Genomic DNA, 15,309 nt, shown 5'->3' with positions numbered 1-15,309 from the left:
CATAAGAACACTGATAATCATTTTAGCGAATATAGGAAAAAACATGATAAATTATGAGTATGTTTTTTGAATTAAGAAAAGACTTCGACTCCGCTCAGCCTGGCAGTTATTTTTAGTTTCTAACTCAACGAAATATTCTTAAAACCAGGGTACTACGCAAATAATAGATTTTACAGTAGCGTTAGAAAGTAACACTTCTGACAACTAGGCTAATCTTTATAAAATTTCTCCTAAGACTGGCTTTTAAATCACTATAGCTCTTAAAAAACTCTTTTTATTTATCATTAAAATAATACGTTTCTTTCGCTTACTTATTTCAAAACAAAAAATAAACATATAAGTATACTTAAATAAAACTATGTAATCATATATGTTTAATATTATTTAAAAATATAAACATATAAATTAATTAATAATAAAATTAATATACATATTTGTTTACTAAAATAAAATTTAATAAATAAATATGTTTACTTTTGTATGAAATTAAAATCAGAAAAGTTATGCGAAATCAAAAAAAATTACTTCTGGAGCAGCTCGATAGAAAACTAAAAGTATTCAAAGAGTCTGAAAAAGTAATTATTCCAGAAAAAGGATGGATTTACAGCATTAGAACAGCACTAAATATGACGCTTGAGCAATTAGGGACAAGAATAAATATGACTAAACAAGGTGTCAAAAAAATTGAAGAAAGAGAATCTACAGGAGCAATAACATTAAAATCCCTTAAAGAAGTCGGCAATGCATTAGACATGAAATTTGTATACGGTTTTGTGCCAAAAGATCAGACACTCGAAAACTTAGTTGATCACAAAGCGCTCGAACTTTCAAAAAAGATTGTTCTCAGGACAAGTAATAATATGAAATTAGAAAATCAAGGCAACAGTGATGAACAGATAAATAAAGCTATAAAAGAATTAGCCAGCGAAATTAAACGAGAAATGCGCAGATCATTATGGGATTAGAGCTTATTTATGAAGACGGTCAGACACCCCTTAGCGAAGAAGAAAAGGAAGGGCTACTAATAAAGACAATTACTACTCATGGTGAGCTGGATGAACATGAACAGTTAAATATTGAAAAAGCTATCGAATGGACTATGCGGTTAAAAATAAAAAAAGAGAAGATCCTAACCGAAGATTTTATAAAAAACCTCCACAAGAAGATGTTCAACAAAGTGTGGCTCTGGGCTGGCGAATTTAGAAGATCGGAAAAAAATATAGGCGTAAAATGGATTATGATAGGCATTGAACTGAGACAGCTACTCGACGATACGGTTTACTGGATTGAAAACAATACATATCCTCCTGATGAAATAGCCATAAGATTTAAACATAGACTGGTTAATATTCATTGTTTTCCAAATGGAAACGGAAGGCATTCCAGGATTATGGCTGACATAATAATTGAGTTAATTTTTAGAAAAGATATTTTCACATGGAATCATTCAAATATGGTAAAAGCAAACGAAACAAGGGCAGAATACATTAAATCTATAAGAGAAGCCGATAACGGGAATATTAATCCTCTAATTAATTTCGCACGAACATAAAAAAAATATTTCTCACGCTTCCGCAAGTCCCGTGAACATAGAATATTTCTTAGGCTAAAAAATAAATAAATTTTAAAATCTTTAAGCGCATTACCCAAGAAGGTAAAAGGGTAAAAAGTAACTACCTCCTAGCCCTGATCGCCAATTGCTCTCGCAATTACCTTTTCTTTTTTCCTTTAAAAAAGAAAAGATAAAACGAAGAGCAGGAACCATGCTGCTAAAAATGCCTCATGATTCCTGCTCCTAAAAAATAATATTCCGTTTATTTCAACAGATTCAGTAAAAGCTGCTGTCCTACGATGTTGGCTTTGTTTTTGGATGAAACGTTAAAGGTTTTCATAGAAGCATTTTCTCCATCGCCTTCGGCTTTTTGGGCTACTTCATTTTCTTTGATACAGCTGAAAATATCGAGCGCACAGAAAATAATTTTTCCTCGCCCGTGTGGTACTACGCTCAAAGCAGAATAGACTTCCTGCTTGTGATCGGAAACACAGCCCACGATGGTTTCACCATTGAACATTCGAAGACCGATTCTGTTTTTGTTGTAGGTGGCAAAACACTGGTATTCCCAATTAAACACACAGGATTGTGGCAGGCCTTCGAACCATTTGGTTTCCTTAACAAAATAATTTCCGCCATACCAGGATGTTCCTAAAGTCTTGAAACCTCTATAATCTGCAGCTTCTTTTTTGGCAAAATAAGTCGCCCAGATATCAATATCATTTACCACGACAATCGTATTTCCGTTATTGACCCATTCCAAAAGATCAGTTACTAATGGATTTCCTGTCTGCTGAGGTTTAAAAGCTCCGATAATCAGACAATTTCCTGATGGTTCTCCTTTTTTATAGTCTTTGTAGGCTATCTTTTCTGAATCGAAATACTTTGCAAGCACTCCCAAAGTATCAGCTACTACAAGATTAGAAGCGATTTTGGCTTTGTTCAGTTTTACAGCAAATAATTCGTCGCTTCCTGAAGCAATAACGACATTGTCTTTCGATACTAATTCGGCAGTAATTTTGGTGTAGCCTTCTGTCTGCGGTACAAAAGTGTTTTTAGAAGACAATAATTCTCCGAATTTAATTCCGCCCGTAACTTTTACAGGAATTGATTTCGTCCAGACGGTTTCTTTCTTTTCGTTTACTGCTTTAACTTTTAGGTCGAATGATCCTTTGATGTCTTTTTCGTTCACGATGAAAAAATCAACTGTCGTTGAATCTTTCACAGACAAAACTTTATTTGTCAATTTTACAGCTACGTATAAAGGTTTGTTGTAGCGGGCAATCAGATCGGCATCTCCTTTAAGATTTCGGTAATTATCTACAACTCCGGAATGGTTTTCCAGCTTCATACTTTCCCATCCGTTAACCGCATAACCATCAATTGTATTATTGATTCGTACATTTTCAATCGTTCTTCCCTGATAATAGTAAGACACATTGCCCATTTTTCTGGTCAGGCTGTCTACATTAGGAAACGACTTCTGGAAATCATTTTTCTTCAGGAAATTATCATAAGCATCGTACCATTTCAAATAATCGTCAGTTTCCCAGCCAATGTCTTTACCGTTTTTAAGAATTTCGTCTCTGATTAACTGTAGTCTTGGCGGCGTCCCTATTGCCCCCTCTTCTCCGTAATAAACGATTTCTGCTTTATTGTCTGTGTATTTTGCATATTTTTTAGGACTGTTGTATAAATTATCATGATACACTCCGGGTCCTCCGGCATGATGCTGATCAAACCAGCCGTAATTGTAAAATTGATCGCTATAAGGCAGCAAATGCAGTTTAAAACGTGGATCCGGCCCTTTTTTGATAGAACCATTGCTGGAATTATAAGTCATTATTCTGGTTGGATCCAGTTTGTGTCCTGCCAGCATCTGTAAGCTGTCTTTCTTTTGTGGCTCTGCTCCTCTTTCGTTGTGCATATTATAAATTACCAATGAAGGATGGCTTCTGTCACGTTTGATCATTCTGAAGAACTTTTCGTCTCTTGCTGCAAAATAAAAATCAGCCTGTTTCTTTTCTGAATCTTTTTTAGGATTAAAAAGCTTCTCCGGAAACTGATTCCCGCCCGGCTCCTGATAGTAAAGCAGTCCCATTTCGTCGGCATAATCCAAAACATTGGTTTGTCCTATCGTACGGTGGAAATTGAGCATATTCAAACCAAGTGCTTTTGCATCGGTAATTTGTTTTTTGGCCAGTTCATCGCTTGGAGCAATTCCGTTTACAGGCCAGAAACCCCAGGATATTGCCGTTCTGACTACGATTCGTTTATTGTTCAGATAAAACTGTTTGTCGCCGTCAACTTCTTTGACCTCAAACCAGCGGAAACCAAATTTTCTCTCTGCTTCATCTTTTACTTCTTTGTCTTTTTTAAGTGAAGCTCTAAGTACATACAAATTAGGATTATCCACATCCCAAAGTTTTGCGTTATCCACTTTAATCGTGAAAGATTGTGATGCATTATCTCCTTTTATGGCCTCAATTGGAAAGCTTTTTTCCCAAACTGATTTACCTGATTTTTTTTCGCTTACTTCTAATACAACATTTCCTTTGAAAACTTCCGATGAATTATTCGTTAATGCAATCTCAGCATCGATTTCATTGACAACTGATTTGTTTTTGATGAAAATATCATTCACAAAAACATTATCAGTCGCAACAATACTTACTCTTCCGGTAATTCCGCCAAAACCGTGAGTCGGATTGGTACGATAATCACCCCACATATAATTGGAACTGTCTCTCCAGTCGAAATTTCCGTTTGGATCTGTTATTCGCACATCAATTCTATTCGATTTTCCGGTTGTTACATAATTGGTAATATCCACGTCAAAAGGAGTTCCGTTAATTAAATCATAACCTGCTAACTTCTGATTTACAAACACCTCAGCCCTGAAACGAACACTTTCAAAATGCAGTACAATTCGCTTACCTTTCATTGATGCCGGTACCTGAACTTCTGTTGAAAACCATGAAATTCCTAAATAATTCCCCGAAACTCCGAAAGGATTTTTGTTCATTCCCCAGTAAAACTGTTCCACGGTTGCCGGAAGATGTACCGTTTTACTTTCTCCTTTTCCAAGTGCAGCCCATCCTCCTGTTGGCTGATTTACAGGCAATGCTTTAATAGTAACTGGCGGCGTAAACAAAACATCGTTCTGCCATTGTGCCATTGGATCCAGCCAAAGCTTCCAGTCATTATTAGATATATCCTGTATTATTCTTTTTTGTGCCGATGAGGTGGCAACAGAAAAAATAAGGAGTAAAACTGCAGGTATAAATTTTAACTTTCTTGAGATGTTTCTCATAAATTTCATTTGTATAAATTCAACAATAGTATTTGGGGTGTTTTAATAAAATATTAAAAATTAAAGTTCAATAAAAAAAGGAGACAAAGCTTCAAACTTAAGTCCCCTTTCAAAACTTATTTAACAATTATTCTTGTTGTCATTCCTGTCTTCTGACTTTTAAGAATATAAACTCCATCAGTCAGATCGCTAACTGAAATAGTGGTTTCTGTACTGGTTGTATCAACTTTCTTTACAACCTGCCCGGCAAGATTAATAACTGCTACAGTATCATACTCTACAACTGATTTCAGGGTTATTTTATTTTTACTCACGGTTGGATAAGCATAAAATAAATCATTTTTTTTCGAAAATTCATTTACACCAAGAGTACCATTCTGACTGTCTGTTAGTTGTTTTACAATGCTGTTGATGTACACTTCAATGTTGGTATAACCTGTATCAAGTGTTTTTAGATTACCATCTGTGGCAACGGAAGGATTTAGACCTTTTTCAGTTTCCCATACATCCGGCATCCCATCTCCATCAGTATCAACAGGTGCTGTTGCAGTTGGCAGTACCGGCCATCCACCGGCTGCTGTCTGAGTATCAATATATCCGTTTGTACTTCCGTTACCGCCATTCATGATAGATGCTGTTCCTGATCGTGTATCAGCAACTGCTCTGGCATCAACTGCATCCCTGAACAAATTTGCTCCGGCATGGTCCAAAACCAGTTCATACGCCTTTACAGCAGTATGCGTCGTGATTTCTCCGGATGCATGAGGTGTTTCAATTTTTAACTCGTCTTTGTTCGCCTGGGTTACGGGTAACTGGCTTCCGTGAAACTGATTAAATACACCATACGTCCAATTGTCCTGAGTAGCTCTTGTCGATCCGTTTACATAATTCCCGTCTACATAATATTTCCCCCAGATTCCGTACAATGGCGATGTTGAATCCAGGCTTCTTCCTGTTGACAAAATACGTTCTTTAGTAGAATTAGAAGTTCCGGGACCCGGTTTCCAGTAATTATTTACCAGATTAACATTCATTGCATCACCACCGTAACAGCTATTGCCGCCCCAGTTGTAGATCACGTTATTACGTATATCCACTAAATCGGTTAAAGCAAAAGGATCGTTTGCATATTCTCCCAATCTGGGATTACGGCTGTCATGATGAGCCAGAAGGTTGTGATGGAACGAAGCATTTTTTCCTCCCCATACGCCTCCATAGCCATGAGCGCCTTTGTCGTGAACAGAATTTCGAAGACTTTCTGAAATAATACACCACTGAAGCGTGAAATTTTCATTCTGATAAAAAGAAACACATTCATCTGTTGACCAGCTCATCGAACAATGGTCAACTATAATATTTTTTTGAAAACGTCCTCCCAATGCATCGTTCTCTACATTTTTTTCATCTCCCATTCTAAAACGTAAATAACGGATGATAACATTATTACCTCTTACCTTCACATTATAATCTCTCAGAGTAATTCCTCCACCCGGAGCTGTTTGTCCTGCAATGGTAATATTATCCGTGATACCCAACTCGCTTTCCAGTTTAATAGTCCCCGATACTTTAAAAACAACAATTCTTGGACCTGACTGATTAATGGCATCACGAAGTGAACCTGGTCCTGAGTCATTTAAATTAGTCACATAAATAAGTTTTCCGCCACGGCCACCGGTAACATATTTACCATAACCTTCTGCTCCGGGAAAGGCGGGAGTATCTTTACTATTTCCTCCTGTTGGTCCCCAAAAAGCGTAAAAAACCTGATTACCTGTAGTCGTTGCTTCTGTTTTTTTAATAGTATTGGGTACTGTCAACGATGTTGACCAACCATAGAATGTGTAACCTATTGCAGTTGGAACAGGTAAGGTTTCAGGAATTCCTTCAGTATAGGTTGTTGGAGTCAATCCCGTTATCACTGATCCGTCAACTGAGTTTTGATACGATATGGTATACGTATTAGCCGTTTTAAATTCTGCTGTATAAGTAATATTTGATGTAATAGAAAAAGTAACCGGATTAACTGTTGAAACCGGATTTCCATTAGCATCTACCCATCTCACAAAATTATAACCAAAGTTCGGAGTTGCAGTCAGCGTAATTTGCGTACCATCAACAAACTGAGTTCCTGGCTGAGCAGAAGAAATACTTCCCCCCGAAGCCGGGCTTGCACTGGTTGTCAAAGCATAAATGGCAACATTAGCATTATCGGTCACTTTTTCAAAATAATCAAAATTACCTACATAGTTATTTCCGGTAACAGGTTTAAATACAAAATACAAATCATGTGTACCTGTCGTTTGGGCTATTGGAACAGAAAAAATTTGATAAGTGGTCCAGTTTCCCGTTGAAGTCGTATTAATATTGGCTGTACCAATTAGAGTACCGCCAACTGCATCTATTCTTATTTCAACAGTCCCAGCCAGAGTACCAACTGTTGGTGATCCGGTTTGGGTTCTGCTGGCTGCTGCGATATCAAAACGGGTATCATATTGATTAAAAACATGTCCTGCGAATCTAATCCAGTATCCATTTTTACAGTTTCCAATATTCTTCCCTCCTGAGAGAGCAGCATTTGTTTCTATTGATACTCCATTGAAGGTACTATAATTTTCAGCTTCAAGTCGCTGAGTCGTTTGCGAAAACCCTATTGCCATAAATAACATCAGCAACAAGGAAATAAAAAATTGTTTTTTCATTTTTTAATTTGATTTATAGAGCTGGTTTAGTTTTTTCGAACCTTCCGTTCTTTAAACCTAATCTCAGTTATTATTATTTTTTGTAGCGGAAAAATCAGGTCTTTTCAGCAGAAATAGATCCCGCTGTCCGCTATATCTTTTCCTTTTTAAAGAAAAAAGAAAAAGGATGCCGCTTCCATCGGGGCTAAAGGAAAACATTTGGCTTTTTTTGAAATATTTGTCCAAATATTTTCCAACAACTAACTACACGAATAGTTTGATCGCAAATCGTTTTATTCCCTGATTACTTTTGCATTGCTAGTTTTCCCATTCTCAGAGAGAACCTGCACAAGATAACAACCCGCAGATAAACCTTCTAAGTCAATGGTTTGTTCCGTTGAGTTATTCCCTTTAAGCTCTTTTATTTTTGTTCCTGAAATAGTATAAATCATGATTTTTTGAATAACTGAATTCGTGTTTACAGTAAAATCATTTCCTCTTACCGGATTTGGATAAAAAGAAAATGTATTTGTGGTAAGTTCTGCATCCGGCACAGACAAATTATTACATGAGGTTGAAACTCCAGTTACTGTATTGATTCCGTTTATTACATTACTGCCACTTACCGTTTCTGCTTTATAGGAAGTAATAGCATTTCCTCCATTGCCTGGAATAGTAATCGAAGAACAGTTTTGGAAATCCAGTCCTGTCACAAAATTGGCAGTCATTCCCTTATTTGCGTTAATCTTCACATTATCAAAAACAACATTAGTGATAGGTGATTCCGGCAAACCATAAAACATTCCTGCATTTGTAGAATTGTTTACGGTAATATTTTTGAACGTAATATTTTTCCAGGTTGGCGTTGTACTTGTAACCGTTCCTGGAGTTAATGTCGATGGAGCTGCTGTAGGTTCTTTTGGATACCAGCTCGTAATCGCAAACGGAGTTGATACATTTTCCATCGTTACATTTGAATAGTAGAATGTAGTTTCATTTCCTCCACGATCAATCGCTGATTTCAAACGAAATCCGTTTGAAGTGCCATTAAAGCTGCAATTATCCACATAAACGTTGTTTACATTAGAAGTGTAGCTTCCCACAGAAACGCCATGGCCTTCTCCAAAAGCACAGTTCTTAATTTTAATATTCTGAGAATTGGCATCCACAGCCACATCATCGTCACCTACAGAGAATTTACAATTCAAAACATCCAATCCATCCCAGTACCACACATCCAGAGCGTCCGTGTTTGGGGCAGTTTCCGGTGCAATAACTGTTACGTTCTTGATTGTTCCGTTTGCTCCACGACCGCTGCCGCTTTTTCCCATAGTAAGACTAACATTTGGAGCGTTGTGTACCGTAATATCAGAAATCAAAACCTTATTACAGGCCTTAAAACGTATGATACCAGGACGACCGATACCAGTAGCATCAAAAGCAGTCCACCACGCACTACCGTCTCCTTCGATTGTCCCTTTTCCGGTTATGGCAATATTGGACAGATTTTCTCCGTAAATAAAAGTTGTATAACTGTCAGCTGTTCCACTGTTTGGATAGGAACCGGCCGGAGATCCATTTCCGTTCCCATAAGGCATCAACTGTAGTGTAGCTCCATCTGAAATTTGAAGATTTACATTGTTTTTCATTGTGATGGGACCACTCAAAAATGGTGAAGCAGCCGCAGGAACAACAACGGTTCCTCCCCCTGCAGCATTAGCAGCGTTAATGGCCGAATTTATTGCCGATGAATTATCAAGACTGGAAGTGCTTCCCCCATATACTGCCTCCGTAATTACATACTGAGTGGCAGGTATGTTAGGCAGAATCTGTGTAGTGGCAACATCAGGAAAAGTCTCTGTTACAAATTCTGCAACACGTGTGATATTTGCGGTCATAGCAAACGTAATAGCTCTATTTGTAGAAACAAGCGTACCATTCTCATCCACCCATTTTGAAAAAATATAGCCATATTCGGGATTTGCCGTCAAACTTATTTGGGTTCCATCAGCAAATTGGGTACCAGATATATTCCTAATTATTGTTCCCGATGAAACCGGACTAACATTGGTAGTCAAAGTGTACATGGTAATACCAGGATCATTGGTCACTTTTTCAAAATAATCAAAATTACCTACATAGTTATTTCCTGAGACAGGTTTAAATACAAAGTATAAATCATGTGTCCCTGTCGTTTGGGCTATAGGAGCAGAAACAATCTGATAGGTTGTCCAGTTTCCTGTTGAAGTCGCATTAATATTGGCCGTACCAATCAGAGTACCACTAACGGCATCTATTCTTATTTCAACAGTTCCGGCTAAAGTTCCAACTGTTGGTGATCCTGTCTGCGTTTTACTGGCAGCTGCGATATCAAAACGGATATCAAACTGACTAAAAACGTGTGCTGCGAATTTAACCCAATAACCATTTTTACAACTTCCGATATTCTTACCACCGGAGAGTGCAGCATTCGTTTCTGTAGCTACTCCATTAAAAGCACTATAATTTTCCGCTTCAATTCGCTGAACTGTTTGAGAAAACCCTATTGCCGAAAATAATATCAGCAATAGGTTAAAAGATAATTGTTTTTTCATCTTTGACATTTTAGTTTTTAATCACTTTTACTTTATAAACCGCTCCTGCTGCATTTTTTAAACTAATAATGTAAAGACCTGGGTTCAGCATACTTAAATCAATTGATCGGACTGTATTTTCTAAAATGCCTTTTTTTACTTTTTGCCCCTGAACAGAATAAATTTCATAATTCAGACTTCCAATTCCTTCCGGCAGTGTCAGGTTTACAATATCTTTTGCCGGTATTGGATAAGCTGTTACCGAATTAGATTCGTTTATATCTCCTAATCCCAACGTAGCACTGAAAGTACTTACAACGCTTAACCCTCCATACTCATTCACTGCCTGTACTGTGTATTCATGTGTACCTGCAGTTGCAGCATTATCCACATAAGTTGCATTGGTTGTAATGTCGATTATCTTTCCGTCTTTACTCACCACATAACAAATCGCATATTGGTTACTGTCCCATTTCAGAGTATTATTTCCTGTAAAAGTAAGGTTCGAAGGTGCTGCAATTTGTTCTACCACCAAACGAGGATCCCATTTGTCAGTTCCGCTCAAAACATTTTCAATCGTAAATGCATCAGCCTCTGCTTTAGTCAGTACCGGATTATAATTTCCAGTCTGAGCCACACTGCTTACTGTAAAAACATTGGTTCGGTTAGCAGTATTAACCGCTACTCCATTTCCGTTTACACTATTGTACTCTGCAAAAAGGGCCGGCAATGTTCCCATACTGGCCCAGCCCAGCGTATTTGGTTCATTTATCATTGTTGTATTTAAATAAACAGCCCTTGGAGCATTTTGCCATGGACGTCCTAAATAATAACTGGTAGCTGCCGTAATAGTATTGTTGTTAAAAATATAGCCATACTGAACATCCGCAGTATGATTTGGAGCAACGATATAACCGCTTGCCACAGAAACCAGTTTACATTCTTCAAACCAGTGTGTTCCGCCTCCGCAAATAAAATCTACATCGCCTTCAATGGTTGATTTGTAGTAAAAACTTCTGTTTCCGCCTGTAACCTGGGTATCCTGTTTACTTCTTAGTCTGATTCCGTTATAAACATTTCTGTCTCCGGCTGGGTTCAATGCTGGTCTCTGACCCGATGTCGTGATTCCGTCCTTATGTTCAATTGTAATATTTTCCATGTATAAATCATTTGCTTCAATCGAAAGAACTGCATTCTTGATTCCCCATCCCGGATTTCCCTGAAGAATGACTTTATCTTTTGACTGTGCAATCAATGACACATTATTTTTCCCTGACGGAAGCTGTAACACAACTCCCTGCGGATTGGTTCCATCGCCTCCCAAATTATAAGTTCCGTTAGTAATCAGTACCAAAAACCTTGTTGATGAATTAGAAGGTGCTTTAGTAAATGCCTCTGCAATCGTTTTTACATATTTACCGGAAGTTACCTGATCTGCCGTTGCATTCGCATCAACAATTAAATCGAAAGCACGTTTTGCCGGAATTGGTTTTTCCATGGTTTTGAAAGACAGGTTAACTGCCGAAGCATTATTACCTGAAAGATCGGTCACAAAACCTGCCGGTAAAGTGAACGTATATTGTGTGTTGTACTCTAAGCCGTAATAACTGAATTTCACTGTTTTGTTTACAAATTCAGCAGTTAAATTTTTCCCGTTGAGTATTGCCTGTCCGGTACCTAATTTTACTTTTTCATCGTAATTAAGAATGATATTTCCACTGGCGCTGGCTGAGGTTGCAGCACTTTCAGGAATGCTCGACAAAAGTATTGGTGCTGTATTGTCTAAAACAGGGATTTCATCTGCTTTTATCATAAGATTTGACAAAACTGTAGCCGTTACATCAGTTGCGCTTCCGTGTTTTGGTCCTGCAATGTTAGGGATCCATTTCAGATATACCTTTGCTTTTCCTTCGGCCTCAACTGGTAAGATTCCACCAATTTGTGTAATTGAACTTGTATTGATCGTAGTCAGATTCGACAGATTTACAAAGTTTACACCGTCAAGCGAATATTGTAAAGTCCATTCGTCACAACCATAATAGTAACCGATAAGTCCGGACGAAACATTTATATTTTTATATCCAATGGTTGAAAAAGAAGTCATAAAGTAGAAAAAATCACCTCTAATTGTATTCCATACCCCAAAACCGCTTTTGCCTCCTCTGTTTTGAAGTCTTACATTGGGAGTTACTATATTGTCTGCCATATTATAGGCAAATAATTGTGGTTTGTTGTCAACATTAGAATACAATTCAGCTACTCTTGGGTGCGCATATTGATCGGTTTTGAATGTCCAGCCTGCGATAAACGATACATTATCGTAAGTTCCCGTAACACTTGTATTGGCATTCATTGTTACCGGAATACTAATTGCCGTTGAACCATTCGACCAATTACTGAATTTAACAATATCATTTTCAATAGCTGTTATCGTAACGTTTGTTCCTTTTTCGTAAACCGAAAATGCCCCGTCTTTTCCCGCAGGAGAAATTGAATAATCTCCTAATCCGTAAGCTCCGTTAACATTTACGCTCAAAGTATAAGTATCAACTGCTGCATATTCTGCAACAAGAGTAGTATTAGAATTAATGGTAAAAGTATATGGATTTGCAGTTGAAACAGGATTTCCATTACCATCTACCCATCTTGTAAAATTATATCCGAAGTTTTTATTTGCTGTTAATGTAATAGCTGTTCCATCGTTGAAATTGGTTCCCGCAGGATTTAAGGTAACTGTCCCTGATGAAACCGGACTAACATTAGTTGCCAAACTATAAGTAACTGCACCCGGAATATTAGTAACTTTTTCCAGATAATCTATATTAAAAAGATAACCTGTATTAGTCGGATGCTTAAAAACCAGATACAAATCATAAGTACCGGTTGTAGGTGTAATGGCAGCCGAGAACATTTTGTAATCGCTGAATCCTGTAGAGCCGCTAACAGTGGCAGTTCCGATTAAAGTTCCGGTGGAAGAACCCAATCGAAACTCAATGGTTCCTCCCGTTGCTCCGGATGCCAGGACATTGAAATTAGTGTCATACTGATTAAATACATGTCCGGTGAAAGCAATCCATGTATTGTTTTTAATATACCCTACATTTTTCCCTCCCGAAAGCGCTGCATTATTTTCTGACTTTGCGCCCGAATTTAAATTATAACTTTCTGCTTCAATTTTCAGGGTGGTTTGCGAAAATCCCATTACTGAAAAGAGTATCAGTAACAAGAACATAAAGTAATGTTTTTTCATTTTGGTTTGGTTAGATAGTTAGTAATTACCTTCTTTAATCAAATTTTGAAGGCGTCGTTTTATTCATTTTTTTTTAGTGATTAGTAATTAGTCCTTAGTGATTAGTTCTTTGTTCTTCAGGTTGTAATTCTTGTCATTCTGAGCGGAGCCGAATGGACTCAGTCTCACAGCTTTTTTTATTCCTTTAAGCGGTTTATAAATTCTTCTCTACTCCGTTACTTTTACCTCATCTTTAATCGATTCAAGGATTTTTAAATCTTTATCGTTTAATTTTTTATTTTTCATATTCAGGTTTACCTCTTTGGTTGTGGTTCCTCCTACTAAAAACACCTGATTTTCTCCTATCGAATTAAATCCTTTGAAACTGATTTTCTGACCATTGGTAAGTCTTGCCGCAAAACCTGATTTTTTAAGGTTCAAATCGACATTGTCAAATTCAATATTTGATACATAATTAACCTGAATTCCGGCATCTGAGCGAAGCACCATGTTTTTAAACTGAATGTTTTCTACAGGCATTTCCGGAATTCCCATAATCTTCACGGCCTGCTGAGCGCCATCTACATAGATATTTTTGAAATACATGTTTTTGAAAGCAGGAGTTGCCTCAGATACAGGAATTTTATCTACAATCATTTCGCCGGTAAGTGGATCCTCGGCAGCTGTTTTGCTAAAATAATAGAGGTTAAAATTGATGGCATCGTTCGGAATATTGCTCATTTTAATATCTTCCATCCAGATATTTTCGACTACCCCTCCACGGCCACGAACCGATTTAAAACGCAATCCGCAATCTGTACCGATGAAGGTCAGGTCTTTTACAAAAATATTGCGCACACCGCCGGACATTTCACTTCCAATTACAAATCCGCCATGACCATGATAAACCACACAATTCGTGATTGTAAATAATTCTGTTGGTTTTCCACGGTCGCGTCCTTCCTGATCTTTACCCGATTTTAAGCAAATAGCATCATCGCCTACATCAAAACGGCAGTTGGTTACGGTTCCGATTCGACAGGATTCTAAATCCAATCCGTCTCCGTTTTGAGAATACCACGGATTACGGACAGTCAGATTGCTCAATGTTACATTTTCACACATCAGCGGATTGACATTCCATGCAGGAGAATTTTGAAAAGTCACCCCGTCCAACAGCAGTTTTTTACAATTCACTAAACTCACCATAACCGGACGAAGTGCCTGTTTGTATGGCTCCATATTTTCGACTGTGGCTATTTTAGGAAGTTGATCTTTTTCTTCATTCCCCATACGTGATCCTTCTGATGGATACCACGTTTTGCCGTCTTTAGAAAGCACACCGCCTGAATTTACTAACGCTTTCCATTGTTCTGTGGTCATTTTGCCAATTTTCACCGGTCGCCATTTAGAGCCGTTTCCGTCAAAAATTCCTTCTCCGGTAATGGCAATGTTTTCCAAATCAATACCCATGATAGGCGACTCGCATCGAAGTACTTTATTACCCTCAAAATAAGAGTCGATAAGTTTGTATTGACTTAAATCGCTTGTAAACAAAACGTAAGCACCATTTTTGGCATGCAGATTTACATTGCTTTTGAGCTGTATGGGGCCGGTAGTCCATAAGCCAGGAGGAATAACCACTACACCTCCCCCCGACTCTGAACATTTTTTGATGGTTTCATTAATTGCTTTTGTACAAAGCTGCTCTGTATTTGGAATTGCCCCAAAATCCAGGATATTCAATGTATCCATTTTAAACTTCGGAAGCTGTACTTCCGGCATTTTAAAAGGAAGTGCTGCTACTGCGCTTTTAGGTTTTGCTAAATTTGTCGCTACAGGAACCGTTTTATTGCTGCAGGAAACCGCTGCAAACATTCCTGCACAAACCAGTAAAATTGTTTTAATTTTTACCATAATTAATCATATGATTACAGAATTAACACATTATATAACAACATATT

Annotated in this window: 7 protein-coding genes; 2 read left to right on the top strand and 5 right to left on the bottom strand. The window is 37.6% G+C overall.

Annotated features, from left to right (window positions below; genetic code table 11):
* Nucleotides 1-503: 503 nt before the first annotated feature.
* Both GWR14_RS18920 and GWR14_RS18915 read left to right on the top strand, forming a co-directional pair.
* Nucleotides 504-965, top strand: a complete 462-nt coding sequence (locus GWR14_RS18920) for a mobile mystery protein A (protein WP_163410703.1) — start codon at nucleotides 504-506, stop codon at nucleotides 963-965.
* Nucleotides 956-1,552, top strand: coding sequence for a mobile mystery protein B (locus GWR14_RS18915; protein ID WP_163410702.1), 597 nt, complete (start codon nucleotides 956-958; stop codon nucleotides 1,550-1,552). Before GWR14_RS18920 ends, GWR14_RS18915 begins: the two co-directional genes overlap by 10 nt.
* Nucleotides 1,553-1,814: 262 nt before the next feature.
* Here the strand turns inward: GWR14_RS18915 and GWR14_RS18910 are convergent, their stop codons facing one another.
* The 5 genes from GWR14_RS18910 to GWR14_RS18890 all read right to left on the bottom strand — a co-directional run bounded on the left by GWR14_RS18910 (nucleotide 1,815) and on the right by GWR14_RS18890 (nucleotide 15,262).
* Complete coding sequence (locus GWR14_RS18910) at nucleotides 1,815-4,865, bottom strand: glycoside hydrolase family 2 protein (RefSeq protein ID WP_163410701.1); 3,051 nt, start codon at nucleotides 4,863-4,865, stop codon at nucleotides 1,815-1,817.
* A 116-nt stretch (nucleotides 4,866-4,981) separates the two neighbouring features.
* Nucleotides 4,982-7,564 carry a carbohydrate-binding protein gene (locus tag GWR14_RS18905; RefSeq protein WP_163410700.1) on the bottom strand — a complete coding sequence of 861 codons (2,583 nt, stop codon included), beginning with the start codon at nucleotides 7,562-7,564 and terminating at the stop codon, nucleotides 4,982-4,984.
* A gap of 272 nt (nucleotides 7,565-7,836) precedes the next feature.
* Nucleotides 7,837-10,137, bottom strand: coding sequence for a glycosyl hydrolase family 28 protein (locus GWR14_RS18900; RefSeq protein ID WP_163410699.1), 2,301 nt, complete (start codon nucleotides 10,135-10,137; stop codon nucleotides 7,837-7,839).
* A 10-nt stretch (nucleotides 10,138-10,147) separates the two neighbouring features.
* Nucleotides 10,148-13,366, bottom strand: coding sequence for a pectinesterase family protein (locus tag GWR14_RS18895; RefSeq protein WP_163410698.1), 3,219 nt, complete (start codon nucleotides 13,364-13,366; stop codon nucleotides 10,148-10,150).
* Between the two features lie 207 nt (nucleotides 13,367-13,573).
* Nucleotides 13,574-15,262, bottom strand: a complete 1,689-nt coding sequence (locus GWR14_RS18890) for a glycoside hydrolase family 28 protein (RefSeq protein ID WP_163410697.1) — start codon at nucleotides 15,260-15,262, stop codon at nucleotides 13,574-13,576.
* Nucleotides 15,263-15,309: the final 47 nt, after the last annotated feature.

The sequence above is a fragment of the Flavobacterium ajazii genome (genome assembly GCF_010614725.1).
GTDB lineage: Bacteria > Bacteroidota > Bacteroidia > Flavobacteriales > Flavobacteriaceae > Flavobacterium > Flavobacterium ajazii.
Note: the sequence above shows the minus strand (reverse complement) of the source record. Positions and strands in the feature narration are given on the sequence as shown.

Coding starts and splice junctions, on each gene's coding strand:
- GWR14_RS18920 (WP_163410703.1), top strand. CDS start 504: ATGCGAAATCAAAAAAAATTACTTCTGGAGCAGCTCGATAGAAAACTA.
- GWR14_RS18915 (WP_163410702.1), top strand. CDS start 956: ATGGGATTAGAGCTTATTTATGAAGACGGTCAGACACCCCTTAGCGAA.
- GWR14_RS18910 (WP_163410701.1), bottom strand. CDS start 4,865: ATGAGAAACATCTCAAGAAAGTTAAAATTTATACCTGCAGTTTTACTC.
- GWR14_RS18905 (WP_163410700.1), bottom strand. CDS start 7,564: ATGAAAAAACAATTTTTTATTTCCTTGTTGCTGATGTTATTTATGGCA.
- GWR14_RS18900 (WP_163410699.1), bottom strand. CDS start 10,137: ATGAAAAAACAATTATCTTTTAACCTATTGCTGATATTATTTTCGGCA.
- GWR14_RS18895 (WP_163410698.1), bottom strand. CDS start 13,366: ATGAAAAAACATTACTTTATGTTCTTGTTACTGATACTCTTTTCAGTA.
- GWR14_RS18890 (WP_163410697.1), bottom strand. CDS start 15,262: ATGGTAAAAATTAAAACAATTTTACTGGTTTGTGCAGGAATGTTTGCA.